Source organism: Arthrobacter sp. NPDC058127 (assembly GCF_042884555.1).
Taxonomy (GTDB): Bacteria; Actinomycetota; Actinomycetes; order Actinomycetales; family Micrococcaceae; genus Arthrobacter.
On the sequence record NZ_JBHVTT010000005.1, the window covers coordinates 185168 to 207883 of the forward strand.

Below are 22716 nucleotides of genomic sequence, written 5' to 3' on the forward strand. Positions count from 1 at the left end.
CCGGGCTGCTTTCCAGAGTTGCCTTGCCGCGGCGGTACATGGGCCTGAGAGATTCCTGGGGAGGATTTGCTCCTACGGCGCCTGCTGAAACGTACCGGCAGGGCTCTCCCGCCGCAGATCATAAGCATGTGCCGCCTTTCGGTGACACGTCTCACATGGTATCCGGTGCCCGTGCGGCACGCAAAGAACCTATGAAGCTAGATCCTGCGATAACTGAGGTCGAAGATCATGCGTCCGGCCTCGTGGGCCTTGTTTTCGAAGCTGGTGCGGATGCGGCCGTCGAAGCGCGGAGCCCATCCGCCCACGTGGTCCACTCCCTCGTTGGGGCCGGTGTGCTCGGTGCTGACCGGTGCCCGGCCTTCCTTGACGGGGGCCCCGCCCACCATGGCTTCGACTCCCGATTCCCACACTTGGGTGAGGGGGCTGTCCGCGCCGGCCCGCTCGCCGTCGTGCAGGTTTTCAAACTCGGTTGAACCGGCCAGGACCTCACGGACGTGGACGGCATAGTTGGACCAGTCGGTGGCGATCCGCCACAAGCCGCCCTTTTTGAGGGACCTCGCGGCGAGTTCGGCGAACGCGGGCTGGATAAGGCGGCGTTTGTGGTGCCGAGATTTGTGCCAGGGGTCGGGGAAGAAGACCCAGAGCTCGCTCACTGACCCCGCAGGCAGCATGGTGGCCAGGACCTCCGGGGCGTTGGCTTCCACGACGCGGACGTTGCTGAGGCCGCGACTGTTGATCTTGATCATCGTGTTGGCCAGGCCCGGGGTGTAGACCTCCACGGCGAGGAAGTCCTTGTCCGGGTTCTCTTCGGCCGCGTGGCATACGGCGTCGCCGAGTCCCGAACCGATTTCAACAATCAGCGGTGCCTTGCGGCCGAACTCCGCTTCGGCGTCGAACACGTAGTCCGGGTGCACGGACGTGTTGGCGACATGCCGCGGAACCTGGATGGCCCAGCGGTCCGAGTGCTCTTCCCACGCCGCTTGGCGCCGACCCTGAAGCCGCGTCCCGCGGCGCACGAAACTGACCGGCCGGCCGCCATAGGTGCCGAAGGAGGCCTGGCTGCCTGGGGTCACGGGGCGCGAAGACTGCGGTGATTCAGGGGATTCTGGGGTTTCACTCATCTCCTCCAGAATACAGTTGCACGGTCAAAGCCCCGCCGCGGAACCTGCGTACGCTCCCGTCACGAGGCGCCGGCGCACGGGGGTGACTGCCAGAATGGGTTGGTGACCCCCGCTTCAAGCGCCCCAAAGAACACCAAGCCACACTTCGCCGTTCCCGAGATCCTCGTCGACGCCGAAATCGACGAGCTTCCCGCCGCCGAGCCCACCCAGGTCAGGACGCGCGGCGGACTCGTCTTCCTGGGGATCTGCCTTGTGCTCATCGGGCTGAACCTGCGGACGGTGTTCTCGAGCTTTTCGGCGGTCCTTCCGGAAGTCACCGCCGACGCCGGGCTGCCGGGCTGGGCGGTGGTTGTCCTCACCACTGTGCCGGTGACCTTGCTCGGTGTCTTCGCGCCGCTGGCGCCGATCCTGGCCCGCCGTTTCGGTGCCGAGAGGGTCTTGCTCGGCGCGATGGCTGTGCTGACAGCCGGGCTGCTGATCCGTCCCGTGGACCTCGCCGGCGCCGGGCACTTGCCCGCGTTGCTCGTCGGAACTGCGGCGTGCGGCGCCGCGATCGCCCTCTGCAACGTGTTGCTGCCCGGCGTGGTCAAGCGTGACTTCCCGCATCGCCTTGGGCTCATGGGCGGGCTATATACGACGGCGATTTGCGCGTCTGCCGCGCTTGGCGCCGGTTTCACCTATCCCGTCTTTACCGCGGCCGGACACTGGACTTCGGCGCTGTGGTTCTGGGCGCTGCCCGCCGCCGTCGTACTCTTGCTTTTCCTGCCGCTCGCGATCCGCCAGCATCCCGTCCGGCACAACGCGGCCGACGGCGGTACGAACGTCTGGCGTTCCGCCGTCGCCTGGCAAGTCACCATCTTCATGGTGTTGCAAGCGATGATGTCCTTCAGCGTGTTCGCCTGGTTGGCGCCGATCCTGCGTGATCGCGGGATCGACGGCGGGACAGCCGGTTTGATCGTGTCCGTGTCGATTGTGCTGCAGATGCTTGGTTCGTTCATCGCTCCTGGGCTCGCGGCCAGGTTCAAGGACCAGCGCGTCATCAACACCGTGGTGGCGCTCATGACCGGCGGCGGCTTCGCCTTGAGTATTTTCGGCCCCACGGACCTGATTTGGGTGTGGACCGGGCTGTTGGGACTGGGGCAAGGGAGCCTCACCGCCGTGGCGTTGACCATGATCATGCTGCGTACCCGCGATTCCCACACCGCGGCGCATCTTTCCGGCATGATGCAGGGCGTCGGCTATGGCCTGGGTTCCACGGGAACCCTGATGGTCGGCCAGTTGCATCAAGCGACCGGTGGGTTCGCGGCGGCCGGCATCCTGTTCCTCGTGGTGGGATCCCTGGCGGGCTTCTTTGGCTTCCGCGCCGGCCGGAACCGCTACGTCAGCTGACCCAACCAACTCGCATTTGTTGTCGTTATCAGGCCTCTAAACGACAACAACTGCGAGCCAGTTGGGGAGGGAACGCAGCGAGGCGGCATAATCGGGTATATGGTCATGCTGGCACCCTCGCGCGAGCTGGACGGGCTCGATCGGCGGATTGTCGGCGCTCTCCAGGTCAATGGCCGTGCCTCCTGGCGGCGGATCGCCGAGGTCCTGGGCGAGCCGTTCAGCACGGTGACCCGCCGCGGCATCGCACTGCTGGATTCGAGCATCGTGCGCGTGGCCGGCCTGGTGACCCTTGGCCCCACCCACCTTGTGGAAGTTCATTGCGAGCCCTCCCGGTTGCTCGCCATCGCGGAGGAGCTTTCGGGCGACCCGGACGCCATTTTCGTCTATGCGCTCACCGGGCCGACTCGTCTCCTGTTCGAAGTGCAGGCCCGTCCGGGGCGCCTCTCGAGCCTTGTGCTGGAGGAACTCCCAGCCCTCGACGGCGTGGTGCAGGTGAGCGCGTCGCCCGTCATGGAGTACTTCCGCACGGTGGCTGAATGGCACCCGGGTCCGGTCACCGCAGAGGAAACTGCCGCGCTCCAGGAAGTGCCTCCTCCGCCGTCCCGACCGAGCGTGAATGGAGTGCTCGACGACGTCGACTCCCACCTTGTGCGGATCCTCGTGGCTGACGGCCGCGTTCCGGTCGCCGAGCTCGGGGAAGCCGTGGGGCTTTCCGCCCCGGCCGTGCGCCGACGGCTCAACACCCTTCTCGAAGAGGGCACGCTGAGTGTCCGGGCGATCGTCGAGCCCGCGGATATCGGCCTTCCAATCGAAGCCGTAGTCTGGGTCCGCACTGCCCCGGCCGACGCCGTCGAGGTTGGCCGGCTGCTCGCTGAAGCTCCCGGGGTCCGCTATGCGGTCATGGCAATGGGCGAATTCCAGCTCATGGCCGACGTCACCCTCGCGAGCCTGGACGAATTGCGCGATTTCCTCACGTCGTCCCCATGGGCCGCACGTGCCCTGGCCGTGCGCAGTTCCCTCGTGGTGCGGGCGTACAAGCGCGGTGGCGTGCGCATGCCCGCCCTCGACTGAATCATTTAGAAACCCGATCCTCCCACCTTGGTTCACTCCTGCCCTGAACCGGATGCCCCGCGCATCAAAAAACCTTACGGAGACCTCTAGCCAAATGTGATTCGTCCCACTATTGTGGTTCATTAATTCCACTTGAGACAAAGAAGTGACTCAAAAGGAAACTATATGAAGGCAATATGAATCATGACAAACGACTTGATTTACCGTGGGGCAGTGGAGCTCGCTGGGCTCCTGCGTTCCCGGGAGGTGTCTGCCACCGAGGTTCTTGACGCGCACCTGGAACAGATCGACAAGCTCAACCCCTTGATCAACGCGGTGGTGACCCTCGACGAAGAGGGCGCCAGGGCGGCCGCAGCGGAAGCCGATCGCAAGATCATGGCCGGGGAGCCGATTGGGCCACTCCACGGCTTGCCCATCAGCTTCAAGGACACCGCGAATACGGCGGGGATGCGCACCACTTTCGGGCACCCGCATTTCCGGGACCACGTTCCGGAGGAAAATGATCTGCACGTCCAGCGCATCCTCGACGCCGGAGCCATTCGAGTGGGCAAGACCAATGTCCCCGAGTTCGCCGCTGGATCCCACACTTTCAACCGAGTCTTCGGTGCAACGCGCAACCCGTACGACCCCGGCAAGTCCGCCGGGGGCAGCAGCGGCGGTGCTGCGGCGGCCCTGGCAGGGGGCTTCCAGCCGATCGCCGACGGAAGCGACATGGGCGGCTCCCTCCGCAACCCGGCGTCGTTCTGCAATGTGGTCGGCCTGCGTCCCACTCCAGGCATGGTCCCCAACACCGACGGCAACAACGTCTTCTTCCCATTGGCCGTGGCCGGACCAATGGGCCGCACGGCGGCTGACGCCGCGCTCTTGTTCGACGTCATGACAGGCGCTTCCCCGGATGATCCCCATTCCGTTTTCCCGCCCAGCCTGGCAAGCCCAGCAAGCCTTGCCGCCGAACCGTCCCCGGCCGATTTTTCCGGTCTGCGCATTGCCTTCGCCCCTACGCTCGGCGGCCGGATCCCGGTGAGCCGCGAGGTACTCGACGTCATTGAACCGCAGGCGGCGGCACTCGCGGCCCTCGGCGCACACGTGGAGCTGGACTGCCCGGACCTCGACGGTTCCGAGCAAGTGTTCCGCGTACTGCGCGCAGCCTCCTTCGACTCGATGTGGGGAGAGCAGCTTGCCGCGGAGCCCGATGCCTTCAACCATTTCCTGGCCGGAAACATCCGTGAAGGTGGCCGGCTCAGTGGCCGCGACGTCGTCCGCGCCGAGGAAGGAATGACCCGCCTGATCCGCAAGGCGGCCGGATTCTTTGAGCGTTACGACCTGGTTATCGCGCCTGCCTCCCAGATTGTCCCGTTCGACGTCGATCTCGAATACCCCACCGAGATCGACGGGCAACAGCTCCAGAACTACCTCGACTGGATGCGTGCCCCGTACCTGTTCACCCCGCTGGGCCTCCCTGCCCTGTCGGTTCCGGCCGGGTTCACCCCCGCCGGACTTCCCGTCGGCCTCCAGATGGTCGGAGCGCGCGGCAGCGACGCCCGCCTCCTCCGCCTGGCTTCCGCCTTCGAGAAGATCTCTTCCTGCTCATCCGTTCGCCCCCAAGGAGCTGCAGTTCTATGAGCACTACCCTGGCATCCCCCAAGAGATTGACCATTGCCTCAGTCCCCATCGTCGGCATGATCATCACACCGTTCCTGCCCTTCGTTTCCACGCCGACGCTATGGCTTGGCCTCCCGTCGGCGATCGTCTGGATGGGCCTCATGATCGTCGCCACGATCGTCGCCCTCCAGATTGTGGAGCACACGTACCTCCGCGAAGGCGGTGCCGAACTCGATCGTCTTGAAGCCGAGCAAAGCGCCTTGGCAAACGCCGCTTCAACAAGCGCCGCAACCAACAGCCCTGCCCCGATCACCGAAAGAAGGGCCCGCTGATGCTTACAGTCGCCATCATCATCGGAATTGTCGGCATCGGCGCCCTCGGTATCGCGGGCCGCCGACGCCAGACAGAACTCTCCAGTTGGACTGTCGGCAAGCGGGACTTGCCCCGCTGGACCAGTTGGTTCCTCCAAGCGGGCGAATCGCTGACCACCTTCAGCTTCCTCGGCCTCGCCGGAATCGCGTTCGGTGGCGGCGTTGCCGCGCTCTTCGCCGTCGCCTACCTGACCATCAACTGCATCGTCCAATACTTCGTGATTCCGCGCCAGCGTGAGCTCGGCGCGAACCGCGGCTACCTGACCATGGCGGACTTCTTCCAGGACCGGTTCAATAGCAAGGCCCTGGGCAAGACCGTGGCCCTCGTGGGTGCCGTCTTCCTCATCCCGTACCTGCAGCTGCAGATCACCGGGCTCGGCTTGATCGTCCAGCTCGCTACGGGCAGCGAATCGGCGCGTGGCTACAGCATGGCCGTGGCCAGCGTGCTGGTGGTCGTCTTCGTGATCTGGGCGGGTATCCGGGGACTCGCCAAAGTGGCTGTCTTCAAGGACTTCGCCATGCTCGCCGCCCTGGTCATCGTGTTGGCCGGTGTGGTGGCGGGTATTGGCGGCATCCCGGATATCTTCGCCAAGGTCATGGATACCGCCCCGAGCTACCTCACCATCAGCCGCCCGGGCTTCGACGCGACCTTCTGGGTAACCTCCGTTATCGTGACAAGCATCGGCGCAGGGCTCAACACCTTCCCGCACTTGTGGCCGCCGGTCCTTGCCGCGAAAAGCGGTGCCGTGCTGCGGGACAACGTCAAATGGCTTGCGGTCTACCAGTTCCTGCTGCTCATCCCGATCACAGCCGGAATCGCCGCCACGCTGGTCCTCGATCCGAAGACCAAGAGCAACTTTGTCCTATTGGGCATCGCCCAGCACACCCTGCCCGAGCCATTGATCGCGATCATCGCCATCGGCGGCGCAGCCGCCGCCATGGTTCCGGCGGGCGCGATCGCAATGGGCATTTCCTCGCTTGTCTCGAACAACCTGCTGTCCGTGAAGAACCCCAAGCTGCGGTTCCGGATCAACCACGTGGTGGTCGCCCTCGCCGTCGGACTGGCCCTGGCGTTCGGGCTCGCGAAGTCGGACATCGGAGCGCTGCTCCTGCTCACCTACGGTGGCCTCACGCAGCTCGCTCCCGCCGTCGCCATCGCGATCGGCCGCAAGGTGCGCATCGGCGCCGTTCCAGTCAACCTCGGCATCATCGTGGGCACGCTCACGGTAGCCGTCATTACCTTCGGCAACATCCCCACGGGCGGCGTCGATTCGGGCCTCATTTCCCTCGCACCGAACCTTGTGGTGCTCGCGGTCGCGGAGCTTATCCGCCGCCGTCGCCTTCCGCAGGTTCCGGCTGAGCGAGCGGACGACGTCGAGCGCCCGGTTCCGGGACACAGCGCGGTTGAGGGACACAGCACGGTGGGAGTCGAAGCATGACGCAGCCCGAATACCCCGGCCACAAGCAAGACCACAAAGGACCGCTCGCCGGGAAGCTCGTCGTCGACCTCTCCCGTGCCCTTGCCGGTCCACACGCCGGCATGATGCTCGGTGACCTTGGCGCCCGCGTCATCAAGGTGGAAAATCCCGACGGCGGTGATGACACCCGCGGTTGGGGGCCGCCGTTCGTGGACACTCCGGAGGGCCGCGAGTCCACTTACTTCCTGTCGTGTAACCGGAACAAGGAGTCCATCCGGCTCGACCTCAAGGCGGCAGAAGGCAAGGCCGCGTTGCGCGAACTGCTGCGGCGGGCAGACGTCCTCGTGGAGAACTTCCGCCCGGGAACCCTGGACCGCCTCGGCTTCGACCCGGCGAGCCTCGAAAAGTTGAATCCGAGGCTCGTGGTCCTCGCGATCAGTGGCTTCGGCCACGACGGTCCCGAGGGGCACCGCGCCGGTTACGACCAGATTGCCCAGGGCGAAGCGGGGCTGATGTCCCTCACGGGTTCGGGGCCCGGCGACCCGCAGCGCGTTGGCGTACCTATCGGCGATGTCCTGGCCGGAATCCACGGCGCCTGCGGTGTGTTGGCGGCCCTCCTGGAACGTGAGCGCACGGGCCGTGGCCAAATAGTGCGCACCTCGCTCCTGTCTTCGATCGTCAGCGTGCTCGCTTTCCAAGGCACGCGTTGGACGGTGGGCGGCGAGGTTCCGCAGGCCCAAGGCAACCACCATCCCTCGATCGCGCCGTATGGGCTGTTCCGTTGTGCAGGCGGTGCTGTGCAGATTGCCGTGGGATCCGAAGGCTTGTGGCGCCGCTTTGCGGGGGAGTTCAGCCTTCCCGTTGACGACGAACGCTGGCGCGACAATCAGTCCCGCGTAGCCCACCGGGCCGAGCTGATCGAAGCCATCGAAGCCGTGTTCTCGGAGTCCGACGCCGAAGAGCTGCTCGCGCGGCTTGAAGCGGCCGGGGTGCCGGGCGGCCGGGTCCGCTCCCTGGACGAAGTCTTTGCTTGGGAACAGACGCGGAGCCAGCATTTGGCGCTTGAACTCCAGCACCCCACGCTGGGACGTATCGAGGTCCCGGGATCGCCGCTGCGCTTCTTCCAGCAGGACGGCACCGAGACCACGAGGTTGCGGCACTCCGCACCCCCAAGGCTCGGAGAGCACGACGACGCCGTCCGGGCATGGCTTGACGGCGCAGGATTGCCCGGCGACGCATTGCCCGGCGGCGCGTTGCTTGCTTCGAGGGCGTCGTGACGGCGCTCGCGGAGGCCGCGCGCCCGGAACCGAGCCCGGCGGGACACCGGCAACGCCGCCTTGGCGGGACGGAGTTTGTTGAACAGTTCCTCGACGCCGGCAGTTTCCGCCATTGGGACCGGCCGGTCCCTGTACCGCCGGGCGCTGATTCTGCCTACCTCGCGGATCTGGCCCGGGCCCGCGACCGTAGCGGTGCGGACGAGTCCGTGCTCACGGGCGAGGGGACACTGGATGGAATTCCTGTAGCCGTCCTGGCCAGTGAGTTCGCCTTCCTCGGCGGCTCGATCGGGACGTCCGCCGCCGAGCGGATCGTCGCGGCAATTGAAGAAGCAGGCCGACGCAGTCTGCCGCTCGTGGCCGCTACCGCGTCAGGGGGTACCCGCATGCAGGAAGGCACCCTCGCGTTCCTGCAAATGGTGCGGATCACGGAGGCCCTCACGGCATACAAGCGTCTTGGACTGCCCTATCTGGCGTACCTCCGGCACCCGACCACAGGCGGCGTCTTCGCCTCATGGGGATCGTTGGGTCACGTCACAGTGGCCGAACCGGGTGCGCTCGTTGGCTTCCTGGGTCCCAAGGTCTACGCCGGACTCACCGGACAAGCGTTCCCGGAGGGCGTCCAGAGGAGCGAGCATCTTCTCGCTCGTGGAACTGTCGACGCCGTGTTGGACGCACCGGGATTCAGGAACCTTGCCGCTGAGGTGCTGGGGATTCTTGCTGCCCGGGGATCGTGGGAAGGCGCCGGTTTTGCGCCTAGACCGGGGGACATGTCCACTGGGGACCCAAACCCGGGGGACATGTCCAGTTGGGATTCCGTCCTGAGGACACGCGACTCTGGGCGTCCCGGGCTGGTGGAACTGCTCGACGGCGGGTTCGGCCGCCTCGTCCGCTTGCACGGCACGGGCCGAGGGGCAGCTTCGGCGAGCACCGCCGTCGTGCTGGCTGAACTCGAGGGCCGGCCGGTCGTCGTCGTTGGCCAGGACCGCGCAGCCCAGCGGGCGGGGAACGTCCTCGACGCGGCGGGTTTGGCGCAGGTGCGGCGGGGAATGCGCCTCGCGGAGGAACTGGGTCTGCCGCTCGTGACGGTGGTGGATACTCCTGGGGCCGAGCTTTCGGTCCGGGCCGAGGAGTCCGCGATCGCGGGCGGGATCGCCGATTGCATTGCGGGAATGCTCGGACTGACCGTGCCAAGCGTTGCCGTGCTCCTCGGCGAGGGGACCGGTGGCGGCGCGCTCGCTCTTGCGGCTGCCCGCCGCACGGTGGCGGCCGAGAACGCCTGGCTCGCGCCGCTGCCGCCGGAAGGTGCCAGCATCATCGTGCACGGGGACACGTCCCTGGCGGCCGAGCTGAGCGAGCGGCAACGGATCGGAGCGCGCGCACTCCTCGAAGATGATGCTGTGGACGAGGTGGTAGGCGAAGGCGACGGCTTCCTGAAGCGCCTCGCCGAAGCCGCCTCCCGGCAGATCTCGGCGCAGCTCACCTAACTCGTCCCCACAAGCCCAACTAGCTCGCAGTTGTTGTCGTTATCAGGCCTCTAAACGACATTAACTGCGAGCCAGTTGGGTCAGAACGCGGGCGGTTAGTGCGTCAGGTCCTTGCCCTTGGTTTCCGGGATCATGAAGGCGAACGCGATACCGATGGCCAGCAGGATCACGGCGTAGACGTTGAACAGGTTGGCCTGGCCGATGCTGCCGAGCCACGTCTGGAGGTACGGGGCCGTCCCGCCGAAGACCGCAACGCAAATGGAGTACGGGACGCCGACACCGACGGTGCGGATCTTGGTCGGGAACAGTTCGGCGTACACGGCCGGGACAATCGAGGCGCTGCCGGCAATGAAAAACAACATCACAGACATCGAAACGGCCAGCTGCCAGGGCGAATCCTTCAGGAGCCACGTCATGGGGAAGTGCAGCAATGCGGCACCGGCAGAGCTCACGATCAGCACGGGCTTGCGGCCGATGCGGTCGGACAGCTTGCCCCAGAACGGCAACGACGCGATGAACGCGACGTTACCGATGACCCCGGCCCACAAGGCTGCGCCGCGGTCCATCTTGAGCGTGCTGGCCGCGTAGCTCGGTGCCACGACGCCCCAGATGTAGTAGACAACGGTGAGGCCGACGGTCAGCCCGATAACCTGCAAGGCCTGCTTGCGGTACTTGACGATTTGCGGCCACATGGGCTCGCGCTTTTCCTTCGGTGCTTCGGCTTCGAACGCCTCGGTCTCCTTCATCTTGGCCCGCATGACCAAGGCATAGATGCCCAGGGCGCCGCCAACCAGGAACGGGACGCGCCAGCCCCACGCGTTCATGTCGGCCTTGCTCAGCACACCGGTCAGGATGGCGCCCAGCAGGGTCCCGGCGAGGATGCCCGCGGTGCCGGAGGTGTAGATGAGGGTCGCCCAGAAGCCGCGTTTTTCCTTGGGTGCCATTTCGGACAGATACGTTTGCGACGACGGCAGCTCGCCACCGTGGGCGAGGCCCTGGATGAGGCGGGCCACCAAGAGCATGACGGATGCCAGGGCCCCAACGGCCTGGAATGTCGGGGCGATACCGATCAACAGGCTTCCGACGGCCGCGAGGCCGACGGCGATGGTCATGGACGTCTTGCGGCCGATCCGGTCGCCGATCCAGCCGAAGACGAAGCCGCCGAACGGCCGGGCCACGAATCCGACGGCGAAGATCGCCAGGGTGGAGAGGACCGCGGAGGTGGGGTCGGCACTGCTGAAGAGCGCGCTGGCGATGAAGGGCGAGAACGTGGCGTAGATGGCCCAGTCGTACCATTCGACGGCGTTGCCGATGCCGGTACCGACGAGGGTTCGCAGATGGGACTTGTGAACCTGGGCTGTGGCTGAAGCGCCTACGGTTGCGGTCATGTCTTGCTCCAAGGTTTGGGGTGGTGGTTAGTTGGCGGCGGCGAGGGTGGCGATGCGGGAGACCGCGAGCTCTGCGTAGAGCGCCGCACCATCGGACAGGACGCCGTCGTCGAACGTGGCGTAAGGGGAGTGGTTGAACGGTGAGGTGGTGTGGTCCACGCCCCGCGGCACGGCGCTGAGGCCCACGAAGGTTCCCGGAACCTCGGCCAGGACCCGGGAGAAATCCTCCGAGCCGCTCATCGGCGTGGCCCAGCGGGAGAGCCGGGAATCGCCGAACATGTCCGAGATGACGTTCTCGGCCGTGTGGGTCTCGTCCTCGTCAGTGACGGTCATGGGGTATTCGCCGCGGTAGTCGACGTCCACCTCCAGGCCGTGCGCTGAGGCAATGCCCTTGAGAAGCTGCGGAATCGCGGTCATCATCCGGTTGCGGGAGGCTTCCGAGAACGTGCGGATGGTGGCTTCGAAGCGCGCGGATTCGGGGATGACATTGCGCTTGGTACCTGCCTGCAGCACGCCAACCGTCAGTACTACGGGATCGAACATGTTGAACTGCCGCGTGATCATGACCTGCAGGGCCGTCACCATTTCCGCGGCCGCGGTCACGGGGTCCTTTGCCGCATGCGGCGCCGAGCCATGGCCGCCGGCACCGAGGACCGTGACGAAGAGTCCGTCCGAGGCGCTCATCATGACGCCCGGCTTGGTGCAGAACTGGCCGTACGGCTCCAAGGATGAGAAGACATGCATGCCGTACGCGGCGTCAACACGGCGGCCTGCGGCGTCCAGGACGCCTTCGCGGATCATGTGGCCCGCGCCGTCGAAGCCTTCTTCGCCCGGCTGGAACATCAGGACGACGTCGCCCGCCAACTGATCGCGTCGCTCGGCCAAGAGGGTTGCCGCTCCGGCGAGCATGGACGTGTGCAGGTCGTGGCCGCAGGCGTGCATAGCGCCGTCGATCTTCGAGGAGAACTCGACGCCGGTGCGCTCCTGGACGGGAAGGCCGTCCATGTCGGCGCGGAGCAACACAGTTGGCTTGTCCGCTGAAGCGTGCGCCGCGCCGCCGCGCAAGACCGCGGTGACCGACGTCGTGCTCTCGCCAAGGGTGATTTCGTACGGGAGTCCGTCGAGCGCCTTGAGCACCTTTTCCTGGGTGCGCGGGAGGTCCAGGCCGATTTCCGGTTCCTGATGGAGCTCGTGGCGGAACCGGGCGATTTCTCCCTGCATCTCTTTGGCGTCTGAGGCGATCGACATCTGTTCTCCTGTTTCCTGAACGATTGGTAGGTATCCATAGCCATTGTGGAGTGACTAGCCTCACAATCTTCCAAAGCCCTGAAAAAATTCACGATTGTGCCAGAATTAACAGGAATCACGCATCATTTAGGAAGGGATCGCTGATGGAGCTCAGTGAAGAGGACCTCCGGTTGATCAACGCCCTCCAGATCTCGCCGCGGATCAGTTGGTCCGACGCCGCTGAGGTCCTGGGCGTCCATGCCACCACGTTGGCCTCCCGATGGGACCGCTTGCGCGAATCCGGAGCCGCTTGGACCACGGCGCACCTCATGGGGGACCCCAAGCATGCCTGCCTTGCCCTGTTGGACGTGGACTGCGAAATGCACCTCCGGCCCGAGGTCACGGCCGCGCTCGCTGCCATCCCGGAGATCATCACGGTTGAGGAGGCCGCCAGCAACCGGGACCTCATGCTGACCGTGATCACCCAGGACCTGGGGGAGTTCAGCAGCCGGCTATTGCCCCAGCTCAAGGAAATCCGGGGGCTCACCAAGTACCGGACCTCGCTCTGCACCCGGATCCACACGAGCGGCTATGCGTGGCGGCTCAACGTCCTGAGCAGGGCGGAGCAGCAGGCGCTGCGCGCCCTCGCCGGGCCGGAAGCGCTCAATCCGTCCGCCCCCTACGCCCAGGTCACCCCGCTGCCGGAGAGCCATATGGCACTCTTTCCGTTCCTCGCCCGGGACGGAAGGGCCTCCGCCGCGGAGATCGCTCGCGCCCTGGGACGGCACCCAGCCACGGTGCAGCGGCAGCTAGGCCGGGTGCTCGCGAGCCGGATGCTGTCCTTCCGCTGCGAAATCGCCCAGCAATTCTCGGGCTATCCCATGACGTGCCAGTGGTTCGCGAACGTTCCAGCAGGCCAGCACGAGGCCGCGGCCGCCGAACTACGGGCCGTCAGGAACGTCAGGTTCACGGCCTCCACCACTGGCAGTACCAACTTTGTGATCATCATGTGGCTGCGCTCGCTGGCTGAGGTCATGGAGATGGAACTCGCCATCCAGCAGCGCATCCCGAGGATCGAACTGGTTGAAAGCGTCGTGATGCTGAGCACGGCCAAGCGAGTCGGGTGGATGCTGAACCCGGACTCGACGGCGACGGGCGCCGTCGTACCCACCGCCGCCGGCGGACTGCTCCCCGCGATCGAATGGACGACGACGGCGTGACTCGCCGTGCCGGGTAGGACAGCTAGGCCTGGAGGGCCTTGGCCCAAAGGTTGATGTCCGATTCGACGGCGAATTGGTCAATATTGTCCAACTCGTCGTTGGTGAAGTCGGGACCTGAGGTTGCCGCCAAATTGTCCTCCAGTTGCCGGACACTGCTGGCGCCGATCAGAGCCGATGTGACCGGGATTCCCTTGTTCTGCGGGCGCAGCACCCAGGCAATGGCCATCTGGGCGAGCGTCTGCCCACGCTGCGCCGCGATCTCATTGAGGCCCCGTATCCGGGCCAGGTTCTCCTCCGAGAGCTGGGTGTCCACGAGCGACTTGCCCGCGGCCGCGCGGGAGTCCTCCGGGACGCCCTGCAGGTATCTGGAGGTCAGCAATCCTTGCGCAAGGGGCGAGAACGCGATGGCTCCTGCGCCCACCTGCTCAAGGGTTTCGAACAAGTTGGGGGAGCCGTGTTCGGTCCAGCGGTTGAGCATTGAGTACGAGGGCTGGTGGATCAGCAATGGTGTTCCAAGGTCCTGGAGGATGGCAGCTGCTTCGAGGGTCTTCTCCGGGGAGTATGAGGAAATGCCCGCGTACAGCGCCCTGCCAGATCGAACCGCGGTGTCGAGCGCTCCCATGGTCTCCTCAAGGGGAGTGTTGGGGTCCGGGCGGTGGCTGTAGAAGATATCCACGTAGTCCAGGCCCATGCGCTCGAGAGACTGGTCCAGGCTTGAGAGCAGGTATTTCCTGGATCCCCATTCCCCGTACGGGCCGGGCCACATGTGGTATCCAGCTTTGGTCGAGACGACGAGTTCGTCGCGGTACGGCTTGAAGTCGTCTCTGAGGTGCCGGCCGAAATTCGTTTCGGCACTGCCACCGGGCGGACCGTAGTTATTGGCGAGATCGAAGTGTGTGACTCCGAGGTCGAAAGCGCGGCGAAGGATGGCACGCTGTGTCTCAAAGGGCTTGTCGTCGCCGAAGTTATGCCAGAGGCCCAGTGAGACCGCCGGAAGTTTCAGACCGCTTCGCCCCACCCTTCGGTACGGCATCGAAGCATAGCGGTCCTGCGTGGGGTTGTAATTCATCAATCTAATTTCCCTTGGATACGGAGATGGAGAGGGGACATCGGGCGCGGGACATCGGACCCGGGGCTTATGTGCAGGCGTTTGTTCAGGGGGTTTTGCTGGCGTCGGACCCGCGTCTTTCTTCGGCTGCTTGTGCAGCTTCAGGAGTGCCCGTTCCGGCGCCGAAGCTGCCGAGCAACGCGAGTGAATCCGCTGACGAGGAACCCGGCGGGGCGGAATACACCCTTAGCGTCTGATCCGGATCGTCGGGCAGTGTGAGGTCTTCGACGTTCAATTCCAAGTCCCCGACGACGGGGTGGTGGAGCCGAACAATGCTCGCCGATGCTTTTGCCACCCGGTGCCCTGCCCACCACTTGCGGAAGTGCTCGCTGGACACCGCGAGTTCGCCAACGAGTTGACTTGCCTGCGCGTCGTTGGGGTGGCGCCCGATGTCCACGCGAAGGGACCCCACTGCATCAGATGCCACAGTCTTCCAATCCCGGAAGAGCGATTGTGCGAGCGGATCCAGCATGATCCACCGGGTCAGGTTCCGTTCCGTTGGGGGCATCGCGGGGAAATCGGCAAGCAGGAGGATGGCGAGACGGTTTCCGGCCAGAACATCAGTGCGTCGGCCGAGGATAAGGGCGGGCACATTGCCCACGGCGTCGAGAAGCTGGTGCAGGGCAGGCCGTACTCGCTGCCCGGAAACGGGCGGACGCTCGGACAATGCGCAATTCTGCAAGAGGTCCATCATGTGCGCATGCTCGCCCGGATCCAAGTGCAGCGCCCGCGCCACGGAGTCAAGCACCGATCGGGAGGGGTGGATGTTGCGGCCCTGCTCCAGCCTTGTGTAATAGTCGGTACTCACATCAGCAAGCCGGGCGATCTCTTCACGGCGCAGACCCGGGACCCTGCGGGCACCGGAACTGGCGCTGATTCCGGCCTGCTCGGGCGTCAGCCGTGACCGCATTGCCTTCAGGAATTTTCCAAACTCTGCACTCTGACCCATGCCTTCAATTCTCCGCCGCCGGATTCGGGCTTTCCATAGGGAAGGTAGGTCGCTCAGTCCTAGGAAAACCAGGGAGCGGCACAGCTGCTGACATGGTTCCCGGCGCCGCATAACGTCGTCTGCAGGGACTCGACGAAACCGGTTTCCGGATGAATCGCTCCAGAAACCCACTAACCGCCACCCGAAAGAAACCGCGACCCGAAAGATGCCAGGCAAGAACGGGCATTTCGGTGCAACAAACGACAGAAGAGAACCATGGATTTTTCCCTCATGATGGCTTGCGTAGTCGTCAACTCCATCAACCATGAAGCACTCAGCGCATTGCCCAATGCCCCCGTTATCGCTCCACGACCACCCGGACGCACCCGCAGGCGACTGGTCCGTCTCCAGGCGACGCTGGCCAGCGTTCTACACCGAGCAGCATGGGCGATTGAGCTGTCAAAGACGCCGACGGGACACAAAATAAACACGACTGTATAAACGCGACCGTAGTTCTAGGCTGGGATGATGACAAGCCACGACGCGACAGCCGGCATACTGCAACGCCCCTATCTCCTGGCGACAGCAGGTGCCTGCGCGTTGGTCTTCCTGGCAGCTTTCGAATCAATGGCCGTCACCACCATCATGCCGCTAGTGAGCCGCGAGCTGGACGGTGCCGGACTCTATGCATTGGCGTTCGCCGGGCCGCTCGCCACGGGTGTGATCGGCATGGTCGCCGCAGGAAACTGGGCGGACAGGCGTGGTCCGGCCGCCCCGCTGTACGCATCCGTGGCGCTGTTCGCGGCCGGGCTATTCATCGCCGGTACCGCGGTTTCCATGCCGATGCTCGTGGCCGGCAGGCTCGTCCAAGGCCTCGGCGGAGGCGCGATGACCGTGGCGCTGTATGTGGTGATCGCCCGGGTGTACCCCGCCCGATTGCATGCCCAGGTCTTTGCCGCGTTCTCGGCGGCTTGGGTCATTCCTTCGATGATTGGTCCCTTCGCCGCCGGCGTGGTTGCCCAGTTGAGCAGCTGGCACTGGGTGTTCCTCGGCGTCGTGGGCCTCGTTGTTCCGGCCTTGGCAATGATCCTCCCCGCCATGCGGGGCATGCGTTCCACGCCGGACCCACGGGAGGCAGGCTCACCGAAAGCGGACTCCCCGAAGGAGGCCGCCGGTGAGGCAAAGCCTGAGGGCGCCAACGTTCCCTGGGCATTCGGCCGCATGGGATGGGCCGCGCTCGCAGCCCTTGCGGTTCTCGGCCTGAACCTCTCCGGGCAGGTGCCCGGCGTCGGCTGGGTGATTGCCGCCGTCGCGCTCGTCATCGCAATGCTGGCAGTGCGGCCGCTGGTTCCGCACGGCACGCTCGGCGCGCACCGCGGATTGCCGAGCGTCATTTTGATGCGAGGCGTTGCTTCCGCAGCCTTCTTCGGTACCGAGGTTTACGTGCCGTACCTTCTCACGGAGCGATACTCGTTCTCTCCGGCATTTGCCGGACTCGCGCTGACGGGATCGGCGATCGCCTGGGCAGGGGCATCCGCCGTCCAGGGCCGCATGGGTTCCCGGCTTGGCAATGCCCTTGCAATCAAGATCGGGTCTGCGCTGGTGCTCGGTTCGGTGGCAATCGTCCTCGTGACCACGGTGTTTTCGTGGCCCGCCGCAGTGGCGATTGCGGGCTGGCTGTTCGCGGGCGCCGGGATGGGCCTGATGTACCCGCGGTTGAGCGTCATGACCCTGGCACTCTCCAAGCCGGTGGATCAAGGCTTCAACAGTTCTGCAATGTCCATCGCCGATTCCCTCGGCGGCGCCCTCTCGCTCGCCGTGACGGGTCTCGTCTTCAGTGCGCTGACGACGACGGCGGGCTCGTTCGCGGGGGTGTTCGTACTGACGTCGAGCATCGCCATAGTCGGACTCATCATTTCGCCGCGGGTTGCCGTTCGGCGCTCTTCGGGCGCTGAACGTGTGGGGGACGCGGAGGCCCACCCCGCCGCGGAGGCGGACGACGTGCGGGCCTAGGGCGTGCGGGCCTCGGACGTCCGGGTGGCCCGGAGCACGCTGTCGATGGTGGTGGCGTGCTGGCCCTCAGGGCCCGTCACCCCGCGCTCCCTGGAATCGGCAACATTGATCCTCCACGAGCCCGGGCCGCGCGTGAGCGCCTCCACCAAGTCCTCGGGAGTGAAGAATTTGTCCTTCATATCCTTGTGCCCGCTCCACGGAGTCAGGCCATCCGGATGATGCCCGACCACCAGCAAAGCGCCGCCGGGAGCCACCGCTGCCGCGGCAGAGGCAAGGGAATCGCGCCACGGAAGAAGCGGAGAGTGTAGGAATTGGGAGGACACCAAGTCGAAGCCCCCTTCAGGGTGCCACGAGCCGAAGTTCCGTTGCAGCCACGTGATCCGGCCCTGTAGCCCGACGTCTTCGGCGTGGGCTTCTGCCCGTTCAAGCGCGACGGCGGAGACGTCCACCGCGGTCACCGACCAGCCATGCTCGGCGAGCCAGATGGCGTCCGCGCCCTCTCCGCAGCCCAGGTCCAGGGCGGTGCCGGGAGCCAGTCGCTTGGCTTCGGCGATCAGCTGCGGATTGGGATTACCGCTCCACCTCTTCGCCTTCTCCCGGTAGACCTCGTCCCAAAACTGCGCCGGGTCGGCGTCCTGGTCGGGGTTGCTGTGAAGGTGGGCTCCGCTGTCGTGGATTTCGCTGTGAAGGTGGGCTCCGCCGTCGTGCTGGTGCGTCATGGCTCAAGCCTGCCCTGACGTGCGCCGCGAGGCAACGGCCAGGCCAGAAGACCCCTGTGGAAGGGTGGGCTGCTCGCGGATGCTAGAATGGATCTACTTGATGTGCAGTGATGCCCGCTTAGTCCCCGAATTTGGCGTAGTTCCAAACTTGGGAAGTGGGCTTTTTTCATGTGAGAGGCACATCCTGCGTCGATGAACGCGTTTTCTCTGGTCCCGGCCACGGCTTATTGCCTACCGGTCGATCACTGACTTTTTCCTCGGCGAACCCTTGGCCCAACCGGCGTCGGGGGACGATGTCCGTTGGACACCGCCAGAAAGACCCGAAACACATGACTACTTTTGCTGCCCTTGGCACGCCCAAGGCCATCGCCGAGTCCCTCGCTGCAGATGGCATCGAAGAGGCTTTCCCCATCCAGGTCAAGACCCTCCCGGATACGCTCGCTGGCCGCGACGTCCTGGGCCGTGGCCGCACCGGCTCCGGCAAGACCATCGCTTTCGCTATCCCGCTCGTGGCACGTCTCGCCGAGCGCGAAGCCAAGCACTTCCGCAAGCCCGGCCGCCCCATGGGACTGGTCCTCGCGCCGACCCGCGAGCTGGCCACACAGATCAACGCCACCATCGAACCGATGGCCAAGGCCATGGGCCTGAACACCACGGTCATCTACGGTGGCATCTCCCAGGCCCGCCAGGAAAAGGCGCTGCGCGCCGGCGTCGACATCGTCATCGCCTGCCCGGGCCGCCTTGAGGACCTCATCCGCCAGCGCATCCTGACCCTCGAAGCCGTCGAGATCACCGTGCTGGACGAGGCCGACCACATGGCCGATCTCGGCTTCCTCCCGGTGGTCAAGAAGCTCATGGACATGACCCCCACCCAGGGCCAGCGCCTGCTCTTCTCCGCGACGTTGGACAACGGTGTTGACAAGCTGGTCAACCGTTACCTGTCCAACCCGCTGACCCACTCCGTGGACGACCCGCAGGCCGCGGTGACCACCATGGAGCACCACGTCCTGGTGGTCAACGACCAGACCGTCAAGAAGCAGCTGATCGTGGAGCTGGCCTCCGGCGCCGGCCGCCGCGTCCTCTTCATGCGGACCAAGCACCACGCACGCAAGCTCGCCAAGACCCTCACCGACTGCGGTATCCCCGCTGTCGACCTTCACGGCAACCTGTCGCAGAATGCCCGTGACCGCAACCTCGCCGAGTTTTCCAGCGGTGAGGTCCGGGTCCTGGTGGCCACCGACGTCGCTGCCCGCGGCGTGCACGTAGACGACGTCGAACTCGTCATCCACGTTGACCCGCCCACAGAGCACAAGGCTTATCTGCACCGCTCCGGCCGTACGGCCCGCGCAGGTTCCGACGGCACTGTGGTCACGCTGACGCTCCCCGAGCAGCAGTCCGACGTCAAGAAGCTCATGAAGGCTGCCGGCGTCGACGTTTCGTTCGAACGCGTCACGGCCAACTCCCCGCTGGTTGCCGAGCTCGTGGGCGAGGTCGCCGACAAGGTTGACCCGCGCACCCGTGCGGCATTGCTCGCAGCGAAGACCCAGCAGCCGGGCGGCGGTACCTCCACAGGTGCCAATGCCCAGCGCAAACGCGCCCGTCGCTCCACACAGGCTGCACCCACTGCGGGTGGCCGTGGTGGTCGCGGTGGCCGCGGCAAGGTTTCGGCCGAGCCCGTACGCACCGACATCAACCGCGCCGAGCGCCGCGCAGCCGCGAACGACGACGTCGCCCGCAGCTCACGTGGACGCGGCAACGCAGCAGCCGGTCACCGCAACGACGTTCCTGGTGCTCGTGGCCAAGGTGCGCAGGGTGGTCGCAGCGGCCGTCCGGCGACAGGTCAGCGTGCTGCCGCTGGCAACCGCTCGGCGTCGGCTCCGCGCACCGAGTCCGCAACCTCAACGCGCAGCAGTGGCAACAAGGCTGTGTGGTCCTCGAACACGGGCGGCAACTCCGGCGGCTCGTACGGCTCTGGCTCAGGCAACTCGGGTTCCGGCCGTCCGGCCCGCAGCGGCCCGCGCCGTGCCTCGGCTCCCGCGTCGAACGAGCGCCGCGGCCGCTAAGGTTACCACCCGCGCTCGCGCCATTCCGCAAGGTGTGGCCGCTCCGCACCGAGTGTGGTCGGATCTCCATGGCCCTTCCGGGTCCAGGTACACGTAGGCGATCGAACCCGGAGTGTGGCCGCGCAAGTGCACCGCGGTGATGTCGAAACCGTCGAAGTTCCCCACATCGCCATGGTGCAGCGGAACATCCACGGGCACAGGCAGCGCGTCGGCGTCGTCCACTCCGGCCGAGGTCTTCGCGCCCGTAGCTTCCACCAACCCGGGGAGCGCACGGACGTGGTCCCAATGCTGGTGGGTGGTGGCGATGAGGGCCAGTTTCGGCGGCGATGCGGCGTCGGCGACCGACTCCGCAAGCATTGCTTGGACCGCCGGAAGGTCGTCCGCGGCGTCGATCAGGAGCTGCGCGCCGCTTGCCTTTGCGGTGAGCAGGTACACGTTGTTGTTCATCTCGCTGACCGAGATTCGCCGGATGGTGATATCACGCAGTGAATGAATGAGTGAGTCCATTCGTCCACTCTACGGAAGCCGCCTGCGGCTCACCGACTACTCGCGGCCCTGCGAAACCCAGGTGGGATCCGCGGACCGTGAGCCGACGACGGCGTCCGCGGCGCCGTCGAGCACGTCCAGTTGGGCGGCACTCAACTCGAGCGACAAGGCACCCAGGTTCTCATCGATCCGTTGCGCTTTGCGCGTGCCGGGGATGGGGACCACGCTGAGCTCAAGGCGGCGGCCCTTGGCGAAAAGCCAAGCCAGAGCTACCTGGGCGGGAGTTGCATCCCGGCCGGTGCTCTCGGACAGCTCGGCGGCCACGGCACGCACCGCGGCAACAACCGCCTGGTTGGCGTCGAGTGCGTCGTCCGCAAAACGGGGGATGCGGTGCCGGAAATCGTTCTCGCCGAGTTGATCGGCGCTGACGGTTCCGGTGAGGAAGCCCCGGCCAAGCGGCGAATAGGGCACGAAGCCCACACCGAGCTCTGCCGCAGTCGGGACGACGTTGCGCTCAACGTCCCGGCTCCAGATTGACCACTCGCTCTGCACGGCGGCTATCGGGTGCACGGCGTTGGCTTCCCTCAGCTCCTCGGCTGTCACTTCAGACAGGCCAAGGTGCCGGACTTTGCCTGCCCGGACAAGCTCTGCCATGGCCTCCACGGTTTCCACAATCGGAACGCGGAGGTCGCGGCGGTGCATGTAGTAGAGGTCGATGACATCGGCGCCCAGGCGACGGAGGCTTGCTTCCGCCGCCTGGGCCACGTACGCGGTGTCTCCCCGGACATCTGTGTAGCCCTCGCGCGGGTTGCCCACGATGCCGAACTTGGTGGCCAACTGGACCTCGTCGCGTCGGTCCTTCAGCAGCTTTGCGATCAGTTCCTCGTTGTCGCCCGCGCCGTAAATATCCGCGGTGTCGATGAAGCTGATGCCGGCATCCACGGCGTGGTGCAGCGTCTTGAGGGATTCGGCGGGATCCACTTCGCCATACACGGGGGTCAATGCCATCCCGCCGAAACCAAGGGGGCTCACGGCCAGGCCGTCGCCGAGTTGTACATTCGTGGTTTCCGGGCTCATCGTGCTTCTCCTTCGCCGAGTGTTCGTCTCACTGCTGGCAACTCCGTCGGGCGGGGGAGTATTCCGCGCTCATCGCCGGGCGGGCTCGGCCACTTCTTCACGCTTCTCCGTGGGAAGGGCCTTCAACCCGGCTGCGCAACCCACGATTCCCGCGATGAATAGCAGCTTGAGCGGGCTGGCTGGTTCGACGCCGGTGGCCATCGCCCAGCCGACCGTCAGCGCCGCGCCGATCCCGACCCAGACGGCGTAGGCCGTGCCCAGCGGAATCCACTTCACCGCGATGCCGAGGCCGATCATGCTGAGGGTCGCGGTGACGGCGAAGACCACGGTGGGGACGGCTTGGCTGAATCCGTCGGACAGGCCGAGGGCCGTCGCCCACACAGCTTCGAGCACGGCGGAGGCCAGCAGAACGGCCCATGCAAACTTGGCGTTCATCGCTACGCCACCACCTTCAAGCCGACCACGCACACGCCGATCCCGGCGAGCAAGAGCAGCCGAGCCGCCGTCGGGCGCTCAACCTTGGTGATCATCGCGTAAGCCGCTGTAAGAACGACGCCGACTCCTACCCACACCGCATACGCGGTTCCGGTGGGAATGGTTTGCATCGCGAAGGCCAGGCCTGCGGTGCTCGCGACCACGGTGACGAGGAAGACGGCGGAGGGCAGCGGTTTGCGGAAGCCTTTGGAGCGGTGGAGTGCGGCCGCCCAGACGGCCTCGAGCGCTCCGGACAGAATGAGGATTAACCACGACATGA

At 65.6% G+C, this 22716-nt stretch carries 19 protein-coding genes, 1 pseudogene and 1 riboswitch; of the genes and pseudogenes, 10 read left to right on the forward strand and 10 right to left on the reverse strand.

From position 1 onward, the window contains the following. Positions 1 to 22: 22 nt before the first annotated feature. Positions 23 to 121, reverse strand: a riboswitch (glycine riboswitch). A 76-nt stretch (positions 122 to 197) separates the two neighbouring features. Continuing rightward, positions 198 to 1121 (reverse strand): tRNA (guanosine(46)-N7)-methyltransferase TrmB, encoded by a 924-nt coding sequence (gene trmB / locus ACFVTG_RS10105; protein WP_390280043.1) that lies wholly within the window; start codon positions 1119 to 1121, stop codon positions 198 to 200. Positions 1122 to 1223: 102 nt separating this feature from the next. On the opposite strand from trmB, the gene ACFVTG_RS10110 reads away from it, so the two are divergent. The 7 genes from ACFVTG_RS10110 to ACFVTG_RS10140 all read left to right on the forward strand — a co-directional run bounded on the left by ACFVTG_RS10110 (position 1224) and on the right by ACFVTG_RS10140 (position 9733). Further along, positions 1224 to 2510, forward strand: coding sequence for an MFS transporter (locus ACFVTG_RS10110; protein WP_390280045.1), 1287 nt, complete (start codon positions 1224 to 1226; stop codon positions 2508 to 2510). 99 nt (positions 2511 to 2609) lie between these two features. Beyond that, positions 2610 to 3581 carry an Lrp/AsnC family transcriptional regulator gene (locus ACFVTG_RS10115; RefSeq protein WP_390280047.1) on the forward strand — a complete coding sequence of 324 codons (972 nt, stop codon included), beginning with the start codon at positions 2610 to 2612 and terminating at the stop codon, positions 3579 to 3581. A 183-nt stretch (positions 3582 to 3764) separates the two neighbouring features. Beyond that, entirely contained in the window at positions 3765 to 5204 is a 1440-nt protein-coding gene (locus ACFVTG_RS10120) for an amidase family protein (protein ID WP_390280050.1), read from the forward strand. Continuing rightward, the gene (locus tag ACFVTG_RS10125) at positions 5201 to 5515 is read left to right on the forward strand and encodes a hypothetical protein (RefSeq protein WP_390280052.1); all 315 of its coding nucleotides are present in this window, start codon (positions 5201 to 5203) and stop codon (positions 5513 to 5515) included. Before ACFVTG_RS10120 ends, ACFVTG_RS10125 begins: the two co-directional genes overlap by 4 nt. Next, positions 5515 to 6993, forward strand: a complete 1479-nt coding sequence (locus ACFVTG_RS10130) for a sodium:solute symporter family protein (RefSeq protein WP_284752904.1) — start codon at positions 5515 to 5517, stop codon at positions 6991 to 6993. The genes ACFVTG_RS10125 and ACFVTG_RS10130 overlap by 1 nt, the downstream gene beginning before the upstream one ends. After that, positions 6990 to 8249: a CaiB/BaiF CoA transferase family protein gene (locus ACFVTG_RS10135; protein ID WP_390280055.1), complete on the forward strand. Its 1260-nt coding sequence runs from the start codon at positions 6990 to 6992 to the stop codon at positions 8247 to 8249. Before ACFVTG_RS10130 ends, ACFVTG_RS10135 begins: the two co-directional genes overlap by 4 nt. After that, positions 8246 to 9733 carry a carboxyl transferase domain-containing protein gene (locus tag ACFVTG_RS10140; protein WP_390280057.1) on the forward strand — a complete coding sequence of 496 codons (1488 nt, stop codon included), beginning with the start codon at positions 8246 to 8248 and terminating at the stop codon, positions 9731 to 9733. Before ACFVTG_RS10135 ends, ACFVTG_RS10140 begins: the two co-directional genes overlap by 4 nt. 95 nt (positions 9734 to 9828) lie before the next feature. Here ACFVTG_RS10140 and ACFVTG_RS10145 read toward each other — a convergent pair whose 3' ends face one another. Both ACFVTG_RS10145 and ACFVTG_RS10150 read right to left on the reverse strand, forming a co-directional pair. Next, positions 9829 to 11121, reverse strand: coding sequence for an MFS transporter (locus ACFVTG_RS10145; protein ID WP_390280059.1), 1293 nt, complete (start codon positions 11119 to 11121; stop codon positions 9829 to 9831). Between the two features lie 27 nt (positions 11122 to 11148). After that, positions 11149 to 12369 (reverse strand): M20 family metallopeptidase, encoded by a 1221-nt coding sequence (locus tag ACFVTG_RS10150; protein ID WP_390280061.1) that lies wholly within the window; start codon positions 12367 to 12369, stop codon positions 11149 to 11151. Between the two features lie 143 nt (positions 12370 to 12512). Here ACFVTG_RS10150 and ACFVTG_RS10155 point away from each other — a divergent pair, with 143 nt between their 5' ends. After that, positions 12513 to 13568, forward strand: coding sequence for an Lrp/AsnC family transcriptional regulator (locus ACFVTG_RS10155; protein WP_284752909.1), 1056 nt, complete (start codon positions 12513 to 12515; stop codon positions 13566 to 13568). A 22-nt stretch (positions 13569 to 13590) separates the two neighbouring features. Here the strand turns inward: ACFVTG_RS10155 and mgrA are convergent, their stop codons facing one another. Then, a complete protein-coding gene (gene mgrA, locus ACFVTG_RS10160; protein ID WP_284752910.1) occupies positions 13591 to 14637 on the reverse strand; it encodes an L-glyceraldehyde 3-phosphate reductase in 1047 nt (348 codons plus the stop codon). A gap of 85 nt (positions 14638 to 14722) precedes the next feature. Then, positions 14723 to 15625, reverse strand: coding sequence for a helix-turn-helix transcriptional regulator (locus ACFVTG_RS10165; protein WP_390280063.1), 903 nt, complete (start codon positions 15623 to 15625; stop codon positions 14723 to 14725). A 507-nt stretch (positions 15626 to 16132) separates the two neighbouring features. On the opposite strand from ACFVTG_RS10165, the gene ACFVTG_RS10170 reads away from it, so the two are divergent. Continuing rightward, on the forward strand, positions 16133 to 17617 hold the full coding sequence (locus ACFVTG_RS10170) for an MFS transporter (RefSeq protein WP_390280065.1): 1485 nt from the start codon (positions 16133 to 16135) through the stop codon (positions 17615 to 17617). Here the strand turns inward: ACFVTG_RS10170 and ACFVTG_RS10175 are convergent. Beyond that, positions 17614 to 18336 carry an SAM-dependent methyltransferase gene (locus ACFVTG_RS10175; protein ID WP_390280067.1) on the reverse strand — a complete coding sequence of 241 codons (723 nt, stop codon included), beginning with the start codon at positions 18334 to 18336 and terminating at the stop codon, positions 17614 to 17616. The two genes, ACFVTG_RS10170 and ACFVTG_RS10175, sit on opposite strands and share 4 nt — an antisense overlap. A 329-nt stretch (positions 18337 to 18665) precedes the next feature. On the opposite strand from ACFVTG_RS10175, the gene ACFVTG_RS10180 reads away from it, so the two are divergent. Then, positions 18666 to 20399, forward strand: a complete 1734-nt coding sequence (locus ACFVTG_RS10180; protein WP_284752914.1) for a DEAD/DEAH box helicase — start codon at positions 18666 to 18668, stop codon at positions 20397 to 20399. Positions 20400 to 20401: 2 nt separating this feature from the next. Here the strand turns inward: ACFVTG_RS10180 and ACFVTG_RS10185 are convergent. From ACFVTG_RS10185 to ACFVTG_RS10200, 4 genes and pseudogenes are all read right to left on the reverse strand, one after another. Continuing rightward, positions 20402 to 20906 (reverse strand): annotated as a pseudogene (locus tag ACFVTG_RS10185) (MBL fold metallo-hydrolase). A gap of 36 nt (positions 20907 to 20942) precedes the next feature. Continuing rightward, complete coding sequence (locus ACFVTG_RS10190) at positions 20943 to 21962, reverse strand: aldo/keto reductase (protein WP_390280069.1); 1020 nt, start codon at positions 21960 to 21962, stop codon at positions 20943 to 20945. Positions 21963 to 22031: 69 nt separating this feature from the next. Continuing rightward, complete coding sequence (locus tag ACFVTG_RS10195; RefSeq protein WP_390280071.1) at positions 22032 to 22397, reverse strand: DMT family transporter; 366 nt, start codon at positions 22395 to 22397, stop codon at positions 22032 to 22034. A gap of 2 nt (positions 22398 to 22399) precedes the next feature. Further along, entirely contained in the window at positions 22400 to 22714 is a 315-nt protein-coding gene (locus ACFVTG_RS10200) for a multidrug efflux SMR transporter (protein WP_284752918.1), read from the reverse strand. Positions 22715 to 22716: the final 2 nt, after the last annotated feature.